Annotated in this window: 18 protein-coding genes; 11 read left to right on the forward strand and 7 right to left on the reverse strand. The window is 68.0% G+C overall.

The genetic code is table 11. The features are described 5' to 3' along the window. The 7 genes from AAFL97_RS17925 to mdcH all read left to right on the forward strand — a co-directional run bounded on the left by AAFL97_RS17925 (position 1) and on the right by mdcH (position 4870). A complete protein-coding gene (locus tag AAFL97_RS17925) occupies positions 1–309 on the forward strand; it encodes a malonate decarboxylase subunit delta (protein WP_341646064.1) in 309 nt (102 codons plus the stop codon). Next, a complete protein-coding gene (locus AAFL97_RS17930; RefSeq protein ID WP_341646065.1) occupies positions 306–1151 on the forward strand; it encodes a biotin-independent malonate decarboxylase subunit beta in 846 nt (281 codons plus the stop codon). The genes AAFL97_RS17925 and AAFL97_RS17930 overlap by 4 nt, the downstream gene beginning before the upstream one ends. 2 nt (positions 1152–1153) lie before the next feature. Then, positions 1154–2020, forward strand: a complete 867-nt coding sequence (mdcE, locus tag AAFL97_RS17935; RefSeq protein WP_341646066.1) for a biotin-independent malonate decarboxylase subunit gamma — start codon at positions 1154–1156, stop codon at positions 2018–2020. Positions 2021–2131: 111 nt separating this feature from the next. Next, positions 2132–2521 (forward strand): malonate transporter subunit MadL, encoded by a 390-nt coding sequence (gene madL, locus AAFL97_RS17940; RefSeq protein ID WP_341646067.1) that lies wholly within the window; start codon positions 2132–2134, stop codon positions 2519–2521. 6 nt (positions 2522–2527) lie between these two features. Continuing rightward, the gene (madM, locus tag AAFL97_RS17945; RefSeq protein WP_341646068.1) at positions 2528–3292 is read left to right on the forward strand and encodes a malonate transporter subunit MadM; all 765 of its coding nucleotides are present in this window, start codon (positions 2528–2530) and stop codon (positions 3290–3292) included. Between the two features lie 19 nt (positions 3293–3311). Next, the gene (locus tag AAFL97_RS17950; protein WP_341646069.1) at positions 3312–3935 is read left to right on the forward strand and encodes a malonate decarboxylase holo-ACP synthase; all 624 of its coding nucleotides are present in this window, start codon (positions 3312–3314) and stop codon (positions 3933–3935) included. Continuing rightward, positions 3932–4870, forward strand: a complete 939-nt coding sequence (gene mdcH, locus AAFL97_RS17955) for a malonate decarboxylase subunit epsilon (protein WP_341646070.1) — start codon at positions 3932–3934, stop codon at positions 4868–4870. Before AAFL97_RS17950 ends, mdcH begins: the two co-directional genes overlap by 4 nt. 22 nt (positions 4871–4892) lie before the next feature. Here mdcH and glmS read toward each other — a convergent pair whose 3' ends face one another. Together glmS and glmU are read right to left on the reverse strand one after the other, a co-directional pair. Next, on the reverse strand, positions 4893–6719 hold the full coding sequence (gene glmS / locus AAFL97_RS17960; RefSeq protein WP_341646071.1) for a glutamine--fructose-6-phosphate transaminase (isomerizing): 1827 nt from the start codon (positions 6717–6719) through the stop codon (positions 4893–4895). A 48-nt stretch (positions 6720–6767) separates the two neighbouring features. Next, the gene (glmU, locus tag AAFL97_RS17965; protein WP_341646072.1) at positions 6768–8129 is read right to left on the reverse strand and encodes a bifunctional UDP-N-acetylglucosamine diphosphorylase/glucosamine-1-phosphate N-acetyltransferase GlmU; all 1362 of its coding nucleotides are present in this window, start codon (positions 8127–8129) and stop codon (positions 6768–6770) included. A gap of 222 nt (positions 8130–8351) precedes the next feature. Here glmU and AAFL97_RS17970 point away from each other — a divergent pair, with 222 nt between their 5' ends. From AAFL97_RS17970 to ggt, 3 genes are all read left to right on the forward strand, one after another. Next, a complete protein-coding gene (locus tag AAFL97_RS17970; protein WP_341646073.1) occupies positions 8352–9755 on the forward strand; it encodes a bifunctional enoyl-CoA hydratase/phosphate acetyltransferase in 1404 nt (467 codons plus the stop codon). Then, on the forward strand, positions 9752–10936 hold the full coding sequence (locus tag AAFL97_RS17975) for an acetate/propionate family kinase (protein WP_341646074.1): 1185 nt from the start codon (positions 9752–9754) through the stop codon (positions 10934–10936). The genes AAFL97_RS17970 and AAFL97_RS17975 overlap by 4 nt, the downstream gene beginning before the upstream one ends. Positions 10937–11097: 161 nt before the next feature. Further along, a complete protein-coding gene (gene ggt / locus AAFL97_RS17980; RefSeq protein WP_341646075.1) occupies positions 11098–12840 on the forward strand; it encodes a gamma-glutamyltransferase in 1743 nt (580 codons plus the stop codon). Between the two features lies 1 nt (position 12841). On the opposite strand, the gene AAFL97_RS17985 is transcribed toward ggt, so the two are convergent. After that, positions 12842–13360 (reverse strand): LysE family translocator, encoded by a 519-nt coding sequence (locus tag AAFL97_RS17985; protein ID WP_341646076.1) that lies wholly within the window; start codon positions 13358–13360, stop codon positions 12842–12844. A gap of 217 nt (positions 13361–13577) precedes the next feature. Here AAFL97_RS17985 and AAFL97_RS17990 point away from each other — a divergent pair, with 217 nt between their 5' ends. After that, a complete protein-coding gene (locus AAFL97_RS17990) occupies positions 13578–15038 on the forward strand; it encodes an aminotransferase-like domain-containing protein (protein ID WP_341646077.1) in 1461 nt (486 codons plus the stop codon). Between the two features lie 19 nt (positions 15039–15057). Here the strand turns inward: AAFL97_RS17990 and AAFL97_RS17995 are convergent, their stop codons facing one another. The 4 genes from AAFL97_RS17995 to AAFL97_RS18010 form a co-directional block, all read right to left on the reverse strand. Next, positions 15058–15936, reverse strand: a complete 879-nt coding sequence (locus tag AAFL97_RS17995) for a cache domain-containing protein (RefSeq protein ID WP_341646078.1) — start codon at positions 15934–15936, stop codon at positions 15058–15060. Between the two features lie 88 nt (positions 15937–16024). Further along, positions 16025–17365, reverse strand: a complete 1341-nt coding sequence (locus AAFL97_RS18000; RefSeq protein ID WP_341646079.1) for a TRAP transporter large permease — start codon at positions 17363–17365, stop codon at positions 16025–16027. A gap of 27 nt (positions 17366–17392) precedes the next feature. Then, the gene (locus tag AAFL97_RS18005; RefSeq protein WP_341646080.1) at positions 17393–17944 is read right to left on the reverse strand and encodes a TRAP transporter small permease; all 552 of its coding nucleotides are present in this window, start codon (positions 17942–17944) and stop codon (positions 17393–17395) included. Between the two features lie 182 nt (positions 17945–18126). Continuing rightward, on the reverse strand, positions 18127–19125 hold the full coding sequence (locus tag AAFL97_RS18010; protein ID WP_341646081.1) for a TRAP transporter substrate-binding protein: 999 nt from the start codon (positions 19123–19125) through the stop codon (positions 18127–18129). Between the last annotated feature and the right edge of the window lie 11 nt (positions 19126–19136).

Here is a 19136-nt window from a genome sequence, read left to right on the forward strand (position 1 = left end):
ATGGAACAACTGAATTTTGCCTTCCCTGCCCTGGCCCCGGCATCCGGCAGGGCACTGGCCGGCGTGGTCGGCTCGGGCGACCTGGAAGTGCTCGTCGAGCCCAACGCCGCGGGGACGACCACCGTTTCGGTCACGACCTCGGTGACCGGCATGGGCCGCGTCTGGGAGGCGGTGCTCAGCCGGGTTCTCGCGGCGACGCCGCTGCCCGCCACGAAGATCGAGATCAACGATTTCGGCGCGACCCCCGGCGTGGTGCGCATGCGCATCGAGCAGGCTTTCGAGGAACTCAGCGGGAGGGAAGGACGATGAATACCGCAGACCTGCTGAAGCGCGAGAGCTTCATCGAGCTCGGGGCGCGGGAACGTGCCCGCGCGCTGCTCGATCCCGGCAGCTTCCGCGAGCTGATCGGCCCCTTCGACCGGCTGACCTCGCCCTGGCTGGCCGCACAAGGCGTGGTCACCCAGGCCGACGACGGCGTGGTGGTCGCCCGCGGCCGCATTGCCGGCCAGCCCGCGGTGGTGCTCGCCATCGAAGGCGCATACCAGGGCGGCAGCATGGGCGAGGTGGGCGGCGCGAAGATCGCCGGAGCCCTCGAACTGGCGGCCGCAGACAACCGCCGCGGCATTCCGACCTGCGCGGTGGTCCTGTTCGAGACCGGCGGCGTGCGGCTGCAGGAAGCGAATCTCGGCCTCGCCGCGATCGCCGAGATCCACGCCGCGATCGCCGACCTGCGCCGCCACCAGCCGGTGATCGGCATCGTCGCGGGCACCGTCGGCTGCTTCGGCGGCATGTCGATCGCCGCCGGCCTGTGCAGCTATCTCGTCGTCACCCGCGAAGCCCGCCTCGGCCTCAACGGGCCGCAGGTCATCGAGCAGGAAGCGGGCATCGAGGAATACGACTCGCGGGACCGCCCCTTCATCTGGAGCATGACGGGCGGCGAGCAGCGCTTCGCCTCGAAGCTCGTCGATGCCTACCTCGAAGACGACGTCGGAAGCATGCGCGCCAGTGTCCACGAATTCATCCGCATGGGCGTTCCGGCACGGCATCGCAGCGACCGCGAAGCGGATTTCCTCGCCTGCATGGAGCATGTGGATGCCGCCGAACAGGCGCGGCCCGAGACGGTGCGCGCCATCTACCAGAAGGGACTGTAAACATGGCACATGAAACCGAAATCAGCCGCGGCGCGACCTGGCTCGCCGCACTCGCACGGCATGGTGCTGCGCTCGGCGGCGCGGCGACCGGCGGCCCGGCGCCCGGTGGCCCGGCGCCCGTCGAGGGATATCCCGCCTCGGTACGGGTGATGGATGCCGCGCTGGCCGGCGAACCGGCACGATTCATCGCGGTGGTGCCGGACCCCCGGAACCCCTTCCCGCGCGCCCGCCGGGGCGAAGTCGGCCTGGTCGAAGGCTGGGCGCTCGCGCGCGCGGTGCGCGAAGCCGTCGCCGCCGATGCCGGCGCGCCGAAGCGCCGGCCGATCGTGGCGGTCATCGACGTGGCCAGCCAGGCCTACGGCCGGCGCGAGGAAGCCTACGGCATCCACCAGGCGCTTGCCAGCGCCGCCGCCGCCTACGCCGACGCACGCCTTGCCGGGCATCCGGTGATCGGGTTGATCGTCGGCAAGGCGATGTCCGGTGCACTGCTCGCACACGGCTACCAGGCCAACCGGCTGATCGCCCTCGACGATCCGGAGGTCATGGTCCACGCGATGGGCAAGGCGGCCGCGGCACGGGTGACGCTGCGCACGGTCGAGCAACTGGAGGCGCTGGCCGGGAAGATACCGCCGATGGCCTACGACATCGCCAGCTTCGCCAAACTCGGCCTGCTGTGGCGGCTGCTCCCGGTCGCCCGGCCGGACGCGCCCGACGCGGCGGACATCGACCGCGTCGAGCGCTGCCTCGCCGAGGCCCTGGACGACATCCGTGCGGACGAGCGCCGCGACCTTTCGAGCCGGCTGGGGCAGCCCGCCCGCCGCCTCTCGCTCGAAGTACGGCAACGCCTGCGGGCAGGATGGGAGGAATGACGAGCATCTGACCGATCCTCCCGGGCGGCGATGGCGGGAAAGACGCCGTTCGCCGCCCGGCGATACGAACACGGCTGCACACAGCGGCCGGAACACCAAGGAGACAACACCATGGCCATCTACGGAACCGCCTTGCTGGCGGCCTGCGTCCTCATCGGACTTTTCATCGGCGACGTCCTCGGCTCGGCGATCGGCGTCAAAGCCAACGTCGGCGGCGTCGGCTTCTCGATGCTGCTGCTCATCTTCGCTTCGGAATACCTGCGCAAGCGCGACCTGCTGCCCACGCCGACCAAGGAGGGCGTGCATTTCTGGAGCGCGATCTACATCCCCGTCGTCGTTGCCATGGCTGCCCAGCAGAACGTGGTCGGCGCAGTGAAAGGCGGACCGGCCGCGATTCTCGCCGGTGCGCTCGCCACCGCCGTCTGCTTCGCAGCCATTCCCTTCATCGTGCGTATCGGCAACAAGGAAGCCGTCGCCGATGCAACGGCCTCCGGGGAGTAAGCCGACATGGAAAAGATCCTACTCGACGTCCTGACCAAGAACGGACTGCTCACCGGCTTCGCCGTCATCGGCTTGACCATGGTGGTTTCCTACTGGCTGTCGCGCCGCTTCACCCGCGGCAAGCTGCACGGGTCGGCGATCGCGATCATGCTCGGGCTGGCGCTCGCGTACGTCAGCGGGCTCTTCACCGGCGGCCAGAAAGGCGTGGCCGACGTGCCGCTGCTCGCCGGCGTCGGCATGCTGGGCGGAGCGATGATCCGCGATTTCGCCATCACCGCCACTGCCTTCGGCGTGCAGATGCAGGAAATCCGCAAGGCGGGGACGAGCGGCGTGGTGTCGCTGCTGGTGGGCGTGTCGCTGTCCTTCGCGGTGGGTGCTGCGGTGGCAGCGGCGTTCGGCTACACCGACGCGGTGAGCATGACGACGATCGGCGCCGGCGCGGTGACCTATATCGTCGGCCCGGTGACGGGCGCGGCGATCGGCGCAAGCTCGGAGGTCATGGCGCTCTCGATCGCCGCCGGACTGGTGAAAGCCATCCTGGTCATGATCGCCAGCCCCTTCTTCGCGCCGCGCATCGGGCTCGACAACCCCCGCACGGCAATGGTCTTCGGCGGCATGATGGGCACGACCAGCGGCGTCTGCGGCGCACTCGCGGCGATCGACCCCAAGCTCGTCCCCTACGGCGCGATGACCTCGACCTTCTATACCGGCCTGGGCTGCCTGCTGGGACCGTCGCTGCTGTTCCTCGCCACCCAGGCGCTGGTCGGCTGACAACCGGGAAGGATGCCCCATGCAAGCGCACGATCTGCTATGGCTGCATCCCGGCGCCTGGGCCGACGGCGCGTCCCTGCCCGACTGGGCCGAGCCGGGCTGGCCGGTCGTCGTCCGGCGTGCGCCGCGGGCCGGGCGGGGCCTGATTCCGGTCGGGCTGCGCGGCCGGCTCCGCAATCAGCGCCATGCTGCATGGGTGGCGCCAGCGCTGGTGGCGCGTTGCCTCACACCGGAAACGCTGGCAGCAGAACGCGGATGGGCGCGATACACGGACGGCGGCTTCGCCTGCCTCGACACGCTCGCCCGCATCGCTCCACTGCTCGAGCAGGCCGGGCTGACCTGGGGGCCGACCGGCGCCGTGGGATTCGCGCTCGCCTGCGGCGCGGCCGTCCTGCACCCGGCAAGCGATCTCGACCTGCTGGTACGGGCAGTCTGCCCGCTCGGCGAGGCCGAAATCGCCTTGCTGAAATCCCTGAAGGTCCACGCAGGCTGCCGGCTCGACATGCAGATCGACACCGGCCGGGGCGGCTTCGTCCTTGACGAATGGCTGGCCGGACGCCGCACGGTGCTGCTGAAAACCCCGGACGGCCCGCGGCTCGTCAGCGACCCATGGCAGGCCCAGACAGACGAGGATCGATCATGAGCGTGCTGTTCACCTTCCCGGGCCAGGGCTCGCAGTCGCCGGGCATGCTGTCGCGGCTACCCGCGGACGCCGAAGTCGAGCGTACCTTCGCACAGGCTCGCGCAGTGCTCGGCCGCGATCCCGGCGAGCTGGATACCGAGGCATCGCTTCGCTCCACGGTGGCCGTGCAGCTTGCCCTGCTGATCGCCGGCGTGGCAATGGCGCGGCTACTGATCGCCCGCGGCGCCGGGCCGGACATGGTCGCCGGCATGTCGGTGGGCGCCTATCCGGCGGCAGTCGTCGCCGGCGTGCTCGACTACGAGGATGCGCTGCGCCTCGTCGCGCTGCGGGGCCGCCTGATGGAAGAGGCTTTCCCGGCCGGCTACGGCATGACGGCGGTGATCGGTCTCGAGCCCTCCCAACTGGAGCGGATCGTCGCCCGGATCCATTCGCCATCGCAGCCGGTCTTCATCGCCAACCTGAACGCGGAACGGCAGATCATCGTCGCCGGCGCCGATGCGGCAATGGAGGCGGTCGCCGATGCCGCGCTCGAACAGGGAGCAACGCGCTGCGAGCGCCTGGCGGTCGGCGTTCCCTCGCACTGCGAGTTGCTGGCACCCGTCGCGCATGCGATGAAGAATGCGTTCACCGGCGTCGCCGCGAAGCGGCCCCGCATTCATTTCCTCAGCAGCAGCGCCGCGCGGGTGCTCTGGGACCCCGCCCGCATCGCCGACGATCTCGCCGGCAACGTCGCCATACAGGTGAACTGGCTCGACACCGCCAAGCTCGCCTGGGAGCGGGGCGCCCGGCTGGCCGTCGAGATGCCGAGCCGCGAAGTCCTCACCGGACTCACGCATGCCGCCTTCACTGAAGGGCGCGCGCTCTGCTGCGAGAACAATCGCGTGGATACGGTCTGCGCGCTCATCCGGCGCGAACAGGAAGGCCGGACGAGGTGACGATTCCGGCCTGGGACTACGATCACTCCACCGTCACCGACTTCGCCAGATTCCGCGGCTTATCCACGTCCGTGCCCTTGACCAGCGCCGCGTGGTAGGACAGCAATTGCAGCGGGATGACGTGCAGCACCGGCGACAGCATGCCGTAGTGCTCGGGCATGTGCAGGATGTGCACGCCTTCGGACTCGGGGATTTCGCTGCCGGCGTCGGCGAAGACGTAGAGCTCGCCGCCGCGGGCGCGGACTTCCTGCAGGTTGGACTTGAGCTTTTCCAGCAACTCGTCGGCGGGCGACACGGCGATGACCGGCATGTCCTTGTCCACCAGCGCCAGCGGGCCGTGCTTGAGCTCGCCGGCAGCATAGGCTTCGGCGTGGATGTAGGAGATTTCCTTGAGCTTGAGCGCGCCTTCCATCGCGATCGGCCAATGGCTGCCGCGGCCGAGGAAGAGCGCGTGCTCCTTGCCGGCGAAGCGCTGCGCCCATTTCTCGATCTCCGGTTCGAGCTCCAGCACCTTCTGCACCGCGACCGGCAGGTGGCGCAGCGCGGTGAGGTGGCGTTCCTCGTCCTCTGCGGACAGGCGGCCCTTGATCTTGGCCAGCGCCAGCGTCAGCAGCGCGAAAGCGGCGAGCTGGGTGGTGAAGGCCTTGGTCGACGCGACACCGATCTCGGGGCCGGCGCGGGTGATGAAGCGCAGCGCGGTTTCGCGCACGATGGCGGATTCCGGCACGTTGCAGATCGCCAGCGTGCGCTCCATGCCGAGCGACTTGGCGTGCTTGAGCGCGGCCAGGGTGTCGGCGGTCTCGCCCGACTGCGAGATGACGACGACCAGGGTGTCGGCGTCGGGCACGGATTCGCGGTAGCGGTATTCGCTGGCGATCTCGACCGTGACCGGCAGCTTGGCGATGGCCTCGATCCAGTAGCGCGCGACGAAGCCGGCGTGGTAGCTGGTTCCACACGCGAGGATCAGAACGCGGCGCACGCCGTCGAAGATTTCGGCCGCACGCGCGCCGAAATGCTGGGGTGCGACGCCGCCGCCGCCGGCGATCATTTCCAGCGTGTTGCCCAGCGCCTGCGGCTGCTCGAAGATTTCCTTCTGCATGTAATGGCGGAACTGGCCCAGTTCGACCGCGTCGGCCGACAGGCTGGACAGGTGCACCTGGCGCTCGACCGGCGTACCGTCGGCCAGCACCACGCGATAGCTGTCGCGGCGCAGTTCGGCCAGGTCGCCGTCCTCCAGATACACGACCTTGCGCGTGACCTGCAGCAGCGCGGCGGTGTCGGAAGCGGCATACATGCCGTCCTCGCCCACGCCCAGCAGCAGCGGCGAGCCGCGACGGGCGACGATGGCGCGGTCGGGCTCGTTTTCGGCGAGCACGCCGATGGCGTAGGCGCCGATCAGTTCGTTGGTGGTCAGGCGCACCGCCTCGAACAGGTCGGGCGTGCTCTGCAGCTTGCTGTGCAGAAGGTGGGCGATGGCTTCGGTGTCGGTGTCGGAAGTGAACACGTAGCCGCGTGCCTGCAGCTCGGCCTTGATGCTCTCGAAGTTCTCGATGATGCCGTTATGCACCACCGCCAGGCCGTCGGAGATGTGCGGGTGGGCGTTGCGCTCGGACGGCACGCCATGGGTGGCCCAGCGGGTGTGGGCGATGCCGATGTTGGCGGAAAGCTTGCTGTCGTCGGCCAGCGCGGCGAGTTCGGCGACGCGGCCGGCGGAGCGCAGGCGGGTCAGTTCGCCCGCCAGCACGGCGAGGCCGGCCGAGTCATAACCGCGGTATTCGAGTTTGCGCAGACCTTCCAGCAGGACGGGAACGACGTTGTTCGTTGCAATGGCGGTGACGATGCCACACATGGCGGAGCTTCCTTGAAAGTGTGATTCGTTGGCGTTGGCGGCAGGCGCTCAGCGCGGCTGCTTCACCGGGCGCTTCCAGTGCTCGAGGCTGATCTGGCGGACGCGGGTGACGGTGAGCTGCCCCGGCGGTGCATCCTTGGTCAGCGTGGTGCCGGCGCCCAGCGTGGCGCCGCGGCCGATGCGCACCGGCGCGACGAGCTGGCTGTCGGAGCCGATGAAGACCTCGTCCTCGATGATGGTGCGGTGCTTGTTGGCACCGTCGTAGTTGCAGGTGATGGTGCCGGCGCCGATGTTGACCTTGCTGCCTACGTCGGCGTCGCCGACGTAGGCCAGGTGGTTGGCCTTGGAATGGTCGGCGATGACGCTGTTCTTGATCTCGACGAAGTTGCCCAGATGCACGTCGCTGCCGAGCACGGTGCCCGGGCGGGTGCGGGCGTAGGGGCCGATCACGCAGGCCTGGCCCATCGTGGTGCTGTCGACATGGCTGAAGGCTTCGATGCGCGAGCCGGCGCCGATGCGCGCGTTGCGGATCACGCAGTTGGGGCCGATGCGGACCTTGTCGCCGAGTTCCACCGTGCCTTCGAACACGCAGTTGGCGTCGATCTCGACGTCGCGGCCGATGCTCAGGCTGCCGCGCACGTCGATGCGCGCGGGATCGATCAGCGTCGCGCCCTCTTCCATCAGGCGGCGGGCGATGTTGCCCTGGTGGATGCGCTCCAGCTCGGCGAGCTGCATCTTGTTGTTGACGCCCAGCGTCTCGGCGAAGGCGTCGGGCTGCTCGCTGACGACTTCGACGCCGTCGGCCACGGCGAGGCCGATGATGTCGGTCAGGTAGTACTCGCCCTGGGCGTTGTCGTTGCCGATGCGGCCGAGCCAGCCACGCAGCCGGGCGACCGGGGCGACCAGGATGCCGGTGTTGACTTCCCGCACCTTGCGCTCTTCGTCGCTGGCGTCCTTTTCCTCGACGATGCGGGTGATCCGGCCGGTCTCGTCGCGCAGGATGCGGCCGTAGCCGGTCGGGTCGTCCATCTTCACCGTCAGCAGTGCCAGGCGCTCGCCGCCGGCAGCGGCGGCCAGGCGGCGCAGCGTGGGCACGCCGATCAGCGGCACGTCGCCGTACAGCACCAGCGCCATGTCGCCGTCGCTCAGGTGCGGCAGGGCCTGCTGCACGGCATGGCCGGTGCCGAGCTGGGGCTGCTGGCGCGCCCAGGCCAGGTCGGGAGCGTCGAGCTGTTCGCGCACCACCTCACCGCCGTGGCCATAGACCACGCAGATGCGCCGGGCATCGAGGGTGCGGGCGGCATCGAGCACATGGGCCAGCATCGGCTTGCCGGCGATGGGTTGCAGAACCTTGGGCAGGACGGAGCGCATGCGCTTGCCCTGGCCGGCGGCGAGAACGACGACTTCCATGGAAATCTTCCAGCAGGTTGATGAGTGGCGCGGAGTGTACCACTGCGACACACCATCAAATGTGAGCGAATGCATGGCGAATGCGTGAAAACCATGGCCGGGCATCAACAAATCCCGCACAAATTGACGCATTGCACAAATGTCGCGCTTTTCCGCTTATATTCGTCACGGGCAGCAGCTAGAATCGTATGCTGCACTGCACACACAAACCAGGGATCCGCCATGGAACATTCCGACACCCAGTTCATCCAGAACCGCACCTTCGACGAGATCCAGGTCGGCGACTTCGCCCAGCTGGTGCGCACCCTGCGCCCGGAAGACATCCATCTGTTCGCCGCCATGTCGGGCGACGTCAACCCGACCCACGTCGATGTCGAGTACGCCCGTTCCAGCCAGTTCCGTGAAGTGGTCGGCCACAGCATGTGGGGCAGCACGCTGATCTCGACCGTGCTCGGCACCGAATTCCCCGGCCCGGGCACGGTGTACGTTTCGCAGGGACTCAACTTCTGGCGTCCGATCACGATCGGCGACACGCTGACGATCACCGTCACCTGCAAGGAAAAGTTCGAGCACAATCACCACATCATCTTCGACTGCCTGGCGGTCAACCAGGATGGGCTGAAGGTCATCGACGGCATCGCCGAAGTCATGGCGCCGACGCAGAAGATCAAGCGCACCCGCATCGTGCTGCCCGAAGTCACGATCTCCGACCGCGAGCTGCGCTACCGCCACCTGCTGTCGGTGTCGGCCGGCCTGTCGCCGATCCCGATCGCGGTGACGCATCCCTGCGACAAGGAATCGCTGTCCGGTCCGGTGCAGGCGGCCAAGGCCGGCCTGGTCGACCCGATCCTGGTCGGCCCCGAGAACAAGATCCGCTCGGTGGCCGAGGAACACGGCATCGACATCAAGGGTTTCCGCATCATCGACACCGAGCACAGCCACGCCTCGGCAGAGAAGGCCGTCGCGATGTGCCGCGACGGCGAGGCCGAAGCGCTGATGAAGGGTTCGCTGCACACCGACGAGATGATGAGCCAGGTGGTCAAGAACCTGCGCACCGGCCGCCGCATCAGCCACGTCTTCCTCGCCGACGTACCGACCTACCCGCATCCGCTGATGATCACCGACGCGGCGATCATGATCGAGCCGACGCTGGAAGACAAAGTCGACATCATCCAGAACGCGATCGAACTGGCCCACATGCTCGGTCTGCCCGAACCCAAGGTCGCGATCCTGTCGGCAGTCGAGACCGTCACTTCCAAGATCCGCTCCACCATCGAAGCGGCCGCGCTGTGCAAGATGGCCGATCGCGGCCAGATCAAGGGCGGCCTGCTCGACGGCCCGCTCGCCTTCGACAACGCGGTGTCGCTGGTCGCGGCCAAGACCAAGGGCATCAAGTCGGTGGTCGCCGGCAATGCCGACATCCTCGTCGTGCCCGACCTCGAATCCGGCAACATGGTCGCCAAGCAGCTCGAATACCTCGCCAATGCGCTGATGGCCGGCGTGGTGCTGGGCGCACGCGTGCCCATCGTGCTGACCAGCCGTGCCGACACCGCCGAAACTCGCGCGGCCTCGTGCGCCGTGGTCCAATTGATGGTGCACAAGAAACGGGAGATGTTGAAAGCATGAAAGCCGTCCTCGTCCTCAATGCGGGCTCCAGCAGCCTGAAGTTCGCGCTCTACGCCATCAACGGCGAAGTCGCCGCGGCGCCTGCCGTCTCCGGCCAGGTCGAAGGCATCGGCGCCACGCCCGAGATCACGCTGAAGACGGCCGACGGCCAGCGCATCCAGGAAGCGGTGAACACCACGGGCAGCCAGGGTGAACAGCACCGCGACGCCCTCGACCACGTCTTCAAGCTGCTGGCGACGCACAACCCCAGCCTCGAAATCGTTGCCGCCGGCCATCGCATCGTGCATGGCGGCGACCGCTACAGCGCGCCGGTGGTGCTGGACGCCGAGCTGATCGACGAACTGGAAGATTTCATCCCGCTCGCGCCGCTGCATCAGCCGCACAACCTGCGGGCGGTGCATGCGGTGATGGCGCTGATGCCGTCCATTCCGCAGGTGGGCTGCTTCGACACCGCTTTTCACCGCACCCAGCCCGCCATCGCCCAGGCCTTCGCGCTGCCGCGCCGCCTGACCCAGGGCGGCATCAAGCGCTACGGCTTCCACGGCCTGTCCTACGATTACGTCTCCCGCCAGTTGCCGGAAGTCATCGGCGAGCGCGCCAAGGGCGCGGTCGTCGTCGCTCACCTCGGTAACGGCGCCTCGATGACGGCGCTATGCGACGGCAAGAGCGTGGCGTCGACGATGGGCTTCACCGCCGTCGATGGCCTGATGATGGGGACGCGCACCGGCAGCATCGACCCCGGCGTACTGCTCTACCTGATGGAAGAAAAAGGCATGGACGCGCGCGCGCTGACCCGCCTGCTGTACAAGGAGTCGGGCCTGCTCGGCGTCTCCGGCATCAGCCAGGACATGCGCACTCTGCTCGCCTCCGACGCCCCGGAGGCGAAGGAAGCGGTGGACCTGTTCTGCTACCGCATCGCCCGCGAGCTGGGCTCGCTGGCGGCGGCGGCCGGCGGCCTGGACGCGCTGGTGTTCACCGGCGGTATCGGTGAGCACGCCGCGCCGGTCCGCCAGAAGGTGGCCGAACTGGCGGCCTGGATGGGCGTGAAGATCGACGCCGCGGCCAATGCCGACCATGCCCGCCGCATCGATGCCGCCGACAGCCGCGTCGCCGTGGCGGTGGTGCCGACCAACGAAGAGCGCATGATCGCGCGCTACACGGCCGAAGCCCTGAGGCTGTGATCGCAGCGCGGGCGCGGCCGGGCAGGCCGCGCCCCGGCGCCTTGCGCCTTTTTCCCCGCCCGGAGTTGCCCGCCCCGAGCTGCCCGCTTGGGGTTCTCCCGCCTTGAGGCGGCTTTCCGCCGGGTGCTAATGTCATTGCTCCAGCACGATGGAGTAAGGACATGATCCCCGCCCGCAAGCTTCTCGCCACCGCCCTGATGATGGCCGCCTTCGGCGCCTGGGCGAAACAGGCTGTCGACACCGGCCACGGCGGCGCCGTCGCCACCATCTCGCACCACGCCAGCCAGGCGGCGATGCAGATCCTCGATGCCGGCGGCAACGCCATCGACGCCGCAGTCGCGGCCGCCGCCACGCTCGGCGTCACCGACCCCTTCAGTTGCGGCATCGGCGGCGGCGGCTTCATGCTGATCTACTCGGCGCGGGACAAGCGCGTGATCGCGCTCGACCACCGCGAAACGGCCCCCGCCCGCTTCCATCCCGAGGTCTTCCTGAATGCCGACGGCAGCGAAATGGAATGGGAGGCCGCGGTCCCCAACGGCCTGTCGGTCGGCGTGCCCGGCACCGTGCGCGGCTGGCACGACGCGCTGGCGCGCTACGGCACGATGGACTTCGGGCAGGTGCTCGCGCCGGCGATCCGCGTCGCCGAGCAAGGCTTCGCCATCGACGACAACTTCCATCGCCTCAACCGGGGCAACGAAGCGAAGTTCGCGCGCTTTTCCAGTACCGCCGCGCTCTACCTGAAGGACGGCAAGGCGCTGCCGGTCGGCACCCATTTCCGCAACCCGGACCTGGCACAAACCTACCGCGACATCGCCCGCGGCGGCGTCAAGGCCTTCTACGAAGGGCCGATCGGCGCCAGCATCGTCGCCGCGGTCAACTACCCGCCGGCCAACCCGGGCGTCAGCGTCATTCCCGGCCACCTCGGCATGGCCGACCTCGCCGACTACGAAGCCCGCGTCCGCCAGCCGATCCGCTCCAGCTATCGCGGCTACGAGATCCACGGCATGCCGACGCCGTCCAGCGGCGGCATCGCCATCGCCCAGGCGCTGAACATGCTGGAGACCTTCGATCTCTCCCGCCTGCCGCGTGCCGAGGTCGAGCACCTCTACCTCGAAGCTTCGCGCCTGGCCTTTGCCGACCGCAACGCCTACGTCGCCGACGAGGCCTTCATCGACGTCCCACGCGACGGCCTGCTGTCCAAGGACTATGCGCGTGAACGCGCCGGGGCCATCGGCGCCGCTGCTGCGGCGGGCAAGGTCGCGGCAGGCGATCCCTACCCGTTCCAGCACGACCTGTCGGTGCCGCTGCGTCCGGCGGCACAGCCGCTCGCACACGAGTCGATGCACACCACCCACCTCACGGTGTCCGACCGCGAAGGCAACGTCGTCGCCTACACCTTCACCATCGAATCCTGGGGCGGCAGCGGCATCGTGGTGCCGGGGCGCGGCTTCATCCTCAACAACGAAATGACCGACTTCGACTTCAGCGGCCCGCACCCCAACGTGCCCGAAGCCCACAAGCGGCCGCGCTCCAGCATGAGCCCGACCATCGTGCTGAAGGACGGCGCCCCCGCCTTCACCATCGGCTCGCCCGGCGGCTCGACCATCATCACCACCGTGCTGCAGACCATCGTCAACCACATCGACCTCGGCATGAGCCTGGCCGATGCGCTCGCCGCGCCGCGCATGAGCCAGCGCAACGCCGGCACCACCGAAGTCGAGACGCTGCTGAACTTCCCCGGCAGCGCACAGGCCAGGGCACTGGAAGCGAAAGGCCACGCCTGGAGCGAAACCGATCAGATCGGCGCCGCCAGCGGCATCCGCTTCAACGCCGACGGCACCGTCACCGCCGTCAGCGAGCCACTGCGCCACGGCGGCGGCAGCGCCATCGTGCAGAAGCAGTGACTCAGGCGAACATGCCCACCTCGTCCGCGGCGATCCATGCCGCGGTCGCGGCGAGCAGCACCGCCATCGTGTAATTGAAGCTGCGCAGCGCCGCCGGCTGCTGCAGCCATTCGCGCAGGCGCGCCCCCGCACCTGCCCACAGCGCGATGCAGGGCAGATTGACCACCAGGCAGACCAGCGCCAGACCGGCCGCGGCCTGCCAGCCCGCGTTCGGCGGCAGGAACAGGATCGCGGCGTTGAGCCCCATCATCCACGCCTTCGGGTTGACCCACTGGAACATCGCAGCGCCCAGGAAACCGAGCGGCCTTGCCCGCCCGCCGCGGCCCGGCTGGCCGGCACGGGCCTGGCGCACGGCCAGCCACAGCAGGTAGCCGCAGCCCACGACCACCAGCGGCGGCCGCAGCGCGTCCAGCCAGGCCATGGCCCAGGCCAGGCCGCTGGCGACGATCAGCATCTGCAGGCTGCTGCCGACGCTGACGCCGAGCATGTGCGGCAGCGTGCGGCGAAAGCCGAAGTTCACCCGCTGGCGGCGAGCATGATGTTGTTCGGCCCCGGCGTCACCGACATCGTGGCCACGTAGGTCATCAGCGGCAGGTCGATCATGGCGTTCTCCTGATGGGCATCGAGGAAGAACTATACGAATCGGCGCCTGATGGTTACAGAGCCAGGAAAATGGATTTATAGTGGTCACAGCTTAATCTCCGCACCAACTGTATCCATCAAAGGCTGCGCTTACTGTGCCCCCTGGCCTCCATTCTCCGGACCTCCCGCCCCCGCCGCTCTACCAGGCGCTGACCGAGGAACTGCGCGAAGCCATCCGCGACGGCCGCCTCGCCGCCGGCGCGCGCCTGCCCTCGGTGCGCGAAGCCGCCGCCAGCCGCGGCATCAGCATCAACACCGTGCTCGCCGCCTACCGCCAGCTCGAAGCCCAGGGGCTGGTCGACGCACGGCCGCAAGCCGGTTATTTCGTCCGCGCCCGGCTCGCCGTGCCACCCGCGCCGCAGGCCGCGGCGGCCGAACCGAGTTCGGCGATGGCGGCCGAGAGCACCGTGCTGAGCCGCATCGCCGCGGTACTGGCGGCGCAGACCCGCGCGGACACCATCGACCTGTCGCTGGCCTGCCCCAAGGGCAGCGATTTCTACCCGGGCGAAAAGCTCGGCCGCATCGTCGCCGAGCTGACCCGCCGCCACCCGCAACTGCTCACCGATTATTCGCTGCCGCCCGGCTCGCTGCTGCTGCGCCGGGAAATCTGCCGCCACGCCACCGAGCTGGGCATGCAATTGCAGCCCGACGCCATCCTGCTGACCAACGGCTGCATGGAAGCGCTGCAACTGGCGCTGCGCGCCACCACCCGGCCCGGCGACACCGTGGGGCTGGAATCGCCGACCTATTTCAACCTGATTCCGCTGCTCGACCGCCTGGGCCTGAAGGCGATCGAGATTCCCACCCACCCGGAAGGCGGGCTGTCGCTGGACGCGCTCGAACTGCTGCTGTCGGAAAAGCGCCTGCAGGCGGTGGTGACGATGCCGACGGTGCACAATCCGCTCGGCACCAGCATGAGCCCGGCCAACAAGCGCCGCCTGGCCGGACTGGCACACGACTGGCGCGTGCCGGTGATCGAGGACGCGCTGTACGCCGAACTGCAGTTCAGCACGCCGCTGCAGCCGACGGCCAAGGCCTTCGACCGGGACGGCTGGATCATCGTCTGCGCGTCCTACACCAAGACGCTGGCGCCCGGCATGCGGGTGGGCTGGATGGAAGGCGGCCGCTTCGGCCGCGAACTGGCCGAACTCAAGTTCTGCGCCTCGGTGGCGCAGCCGGCGCTGCTGTGCGAGGCGATCGGCCGCTTCCTCGAGAGCGGCGGCTACGCCCAGCACATGCGCCGCCTGCGCCGCACCTATGCCGCCCAGACCGAGCGCCTGCGCGGCCTGATCCACGACGCCTTTCCCGCGGGCACGCGCGCCACCCGGCCCGGCGGCGGCTTCCTGGTGTGGGTCGAGCTGCCCGAAGGCTGCGACACCAACCGCCTGTTCGACCTCGCCCTGCGCCGCGGCATCGGCATGACGCCGGGCAAGCTCTATTCACCTTCGGGCCGCTACGACCGCCACCTGCGCCTGTCGGGCTGCTATCCCTTCAGCGACCGTCACGTGCATGCACTGATGACGCTGGGTGAACTGGCCGGCGGGCAGTTGCGCTGAACGGCCCGCCGGCCGGCTCTCACCGGTTGTAGCTGCCGACCGCCACCAGCAGACCCTGGCTCAAGCGGAACAGGGTGTGCTTGCTCTCCACCTTGCCGGTGGTCGGGTTGCGCCAGAAGTAATCCAGCTCGCCGCTGCCGTCCTTTCTGGCGATTTCCAGCATCTGGCGGATGATGTACTGGCCGCGCGGATCCTGCAGTTCGAAGCCGTCGGTGCCCACCATCGCCGGCGTCGCGCCATGGGCGAGGAAGCGGCCGCTTTCGGCATCGACGACGAAGACGTACAGGTCGTTGCGCACGAAGCGGCCGTTCAGGTCCTGGAATTCCGCGAGCGCCGCATCCTTGCCGCCATCGAGCGCCCGCAGCGCGGTGCGCAGCATCGCCCTGGCTTCCAGCGCGGTCGCACGCGGCGGGTAGTAGCCCACCGCCACGATCACTTCGCCGACCTTGCGGAACAGCGTCGTCTTCGGCTCGCCCCGGCTGTCGGCGGGATTGAACCAGCGGTACTCGACGCTGCCCTGGCCATCCCGCCCGGCGATCTCGATCATCTCGCGGAAGAAGGCCTTGCCGTCGGTATCGGTGTAGTCGAGCACGTTGTCGCCGACCAGTGCCGCGGACGAGCCGCCGCTGGCGAGGAAGACGCCGTCGGTTCGCAGCGCGTAGGCATAGAGGTCGCGGTCGACGAAGGCCGACTGGCGGGCGAAGTCCAGCGCGCCGGCCTCGCCCTTCTCGGCGACGTGCCGGGCGGCGATGTCGAGCAGGGCTTCCGCGCGCGCCTGCAGCGCATTCGCGGCGATCGGGGCGTCCGCTTCCTCCGCCAGCAGGGGCAGCGGCGCGGCGACGGTGGCGAGCACGGCCCCGATGACCAGGGACTTCAGGTAGGCGCCAAACGATTTCATGATGTTCTCCCTCACAAGGATCGATTTCTGCCGGAAAACGGCGTGCCCGCCCATCCCGGGCAGGCACGGCGTTCCGTTCGCGTTCGCCTCAATAGCCCATCAGCCGCGGCAGCCACAGGCTGATCGCCGGGAAGAAGGCGATCACGAACAGGGCGAAGGTCTGCGCGAAGACGAAGGGCGGAATGCGGGCGACGATTTCCTCCACCTTCGAACCGCCGATCCCCGAGGCGACGAACAGGTTCTCTCCCAGCGGCGGGGTCATGAAGCCGATCGACAATGCGCAGATGACGACGATGCCGACGTGGGTCGGGTCCGCGCCGAGCATGTACATCATCGGCAGCAGCACCGGTACCAGGATCATGATCGCCGCCAGCGTTTCCATGAACATGCCGATGAACAGCAGGAACACGATCAGGATGGACCAGATCAGGTACATGTTGTCGGTCAGATCCAGCAGCGAGGACGCGATCGTGGCCGGGATGCGCTGCTCGACCATCAGCCGGCCGAACACCGTGGCCGCGAACAGGATCAGCAGCACGCGGCCGGTGATCCAGGTCGTGGTGCGCAGCGAGCCCAGCAGCGTCGAGAACTTCAGCTCGCGGTGCAGGAAGAAGCCGACGAACAGCGTGTAGAAGATCGCCACGATGGCCGACTCGGTCGGGGTGAACAAGCCGGTGTAGATGCCGCCGAGGATGATCAGCGGCGCCAGCAGCGACCACACGCCGCGGCGCACGGCCAGGCCGATCTCCTTGAACGACCAGTTCTCGGTCAGGCCGCGATAGCCGCGCTTCTTCGAGATGAAGTAGTTCATGAAGATCAGGCTGGACGCCATCAGCAGCCCCGGCACCACGCCGGCGACGAACAGCTTGGGAATCGACACCGAATCGAACTGGCCGAACTTCGCGATCGCATCGGCCGGCGGCGCCATGCCCAGTGCCGAGATGCCGAAGATCACCATCGGGATCGATGGCGGGATGATGATGCCCAGCCCGCCGGAAGCCGCCGTCACTGCCGAAGCGTAGCTCTTCTCGTAATTGCGCTTGGCCATCGCCGGAATCATCAGCATGCCGACCGCGGCAGTGGTCGCCGGGCCGGAGCCGGAGATCGCGCCGAAGAACAGGCAGGCCAGCACCGTGGCCGCGCCCAGCCCGCCGGTAATCGGTCCGGCCAGGGTTTCGGCCAGGTCGACCAGGCGCTTCGAAATGCCCGCCGCCTCCATCAGCGCGCCGGCCAGCACGAAGGCCGGCAAGGCCATCAGCGGAAAACTGCCGACCGAAGTGAAGGCGATCTGCACGAAGGCGATCGGGTTCTTGTCCAGCGCCAGGAAGGCGAGCATCGCCGAACCGGCGAGCGACACCGTGATCGGCGCCCCCAGCAGCATCAGGCCCAGGAAGCTGCCGAACAGGATTGTTAACAGATACTCTTCCATCGTTGTGTCTCCTCCGCGTGGCGGAAATCAGCCCTTCTCGGCCGCCGCGGCCGCGCGTTTGATGTTCTCGATCTCTTCCGCTTCCGGATCGAGGATCTCGACGCCCTTGACCAGGGTCAGGTAGTTGTTCCACAGGATGCGGATCGACATCAGCACGAAGACGACCGGCAGGATCATGTAGAAGTACTTCATCGGCAGGCCGATGGTCTGGGACTTCCAGAACAGGTTCATGCGGTTGAAGACGAAGTCGTAGCTCAACCAGGCCATGTAGAGGTTGAAGCCCACCCACAGCAGATCGGCGATCGCCTCGCTGACCTTCTTGACGATCGGCGGGAAGTAGCGGAAATGGAAGGACACGCGGTTGTGCGCCGACATCTTGGCCGCGACCACGGCGCCGAGATAGGCGAACCAGACGAACATGTAGGTCGCCAGTTCCTCACCCCATGGAATGGTGTAACCGAAGAACTGGCGCAGCAGGATCTGCACGAAGAGCAGCACGACGAAGAAGGCCAGCAGCGCTTCGCAGACGTACTCCTCGATATTCGAGAGCAGCTTGAGGGTGGCTTTTTTGATGGACATGACGGCTTTCCCTGGCTGATGTGCCGGGCACGCGCCGGCGGCCGCCGCCGGGATGGCGGTCGGACGGCTGCGCGCGCCGGCGCGGGCTGAGGTTGGGGAGGGAAGAATGCGCACCCGGCGCGGCTGGCCGGGTCAGCGCGCAGGCGGGCGCACCGGCGCCGCCTGCGCGGAGTGCATCACGCTCAGCGGCCCAGCGCCTTCAGTGCGGCATCGAGCTTGTCCTTGCCGCCGATGCTCTTGTGGAACTTCGGCCACACGGTGGTCGTGGCCTTCTCGATCCATTCCTTCTCGCCATCGGCCGGATCGGTGATTTCCATGCCCTTGGCCGTCAGCTCGGCACGGATCTTCTCCTCGGTCTCGAGCAGGTACTTGAAGCTGTGCTCGGTGGCCTCGCGGCCGGCCTCCAGGATCGCCTGCTGCACGTCCGGGTCCTGCGACTGGAACACCTGCTCGCTGACGATCAGCGGTTCGAGCGAGAACAGGTAGCGGATGTTGGTGATGTACTTCTGCACCTCGTTGAACTTCATCGCCGACACGGTGATGTAGGGGTTGTCCTGGCCATCCACCACGCGCTGCTGCAGCGCGGTGAAGGTTTCGGTCCAGGCCATCGGCGTCGGGTTGATGCCCCAGGCCTGGTAGGTGGCGATCATGATCTCGTTCTTCGGCACGCGGACCACCACGCCCTTGAGGTCGTCCAGAGTCCGGATCGGACGCTTGGAGTTGGTCAGCACGCGGAACCCGGAATAGGACCAGCCGATGATGCGCACGCCGGCATCGCGGATGGTGTTCTCGACCAGCTCCTTGCCGACGTCGCCCTGCGTCAGGGTCTTCGCTTCCTCGGCGCTCTGGATCACGTAGGGCAGCGTCAGCACGCCAACCGTCGGCGAAAACGGCGTGATGTTGTTGATGGCGAGGATGGAAAAGTCGAGCAGCCCCATGGCGGCGTTGTTCACCGTGTCCTGCTCGTCGCCGAGCTGGCCGTTGGGGAAGAGGTCCACCTTGTGCTTGCCGCCGGTCCTGTCGCCGAAGCTCTTGGCGAAGCTGGTGCCGAGCTCCCACTGCGTACCGCCGGCGGCGTCGCCGATCGCCATCTTGAAGGTCGCGGCCATCGTCGCCGGCGCCGCCAGCAGCAGGCTGGCGGCGGCCAGTACGGGCATCAATACGTTCTTGCGGATTTTCATGATTGTCTCCT

Origin of the sequence: Thauera sp. SDU_THAU2 (assembly GCF_038260575.1) — a bacterium.
Taxonomy (GTDB): Bacteria; Pseudomonadota; Gammaproteobacteria; order Burkholderiales; family Rhodocyclaceae; genus Thauera.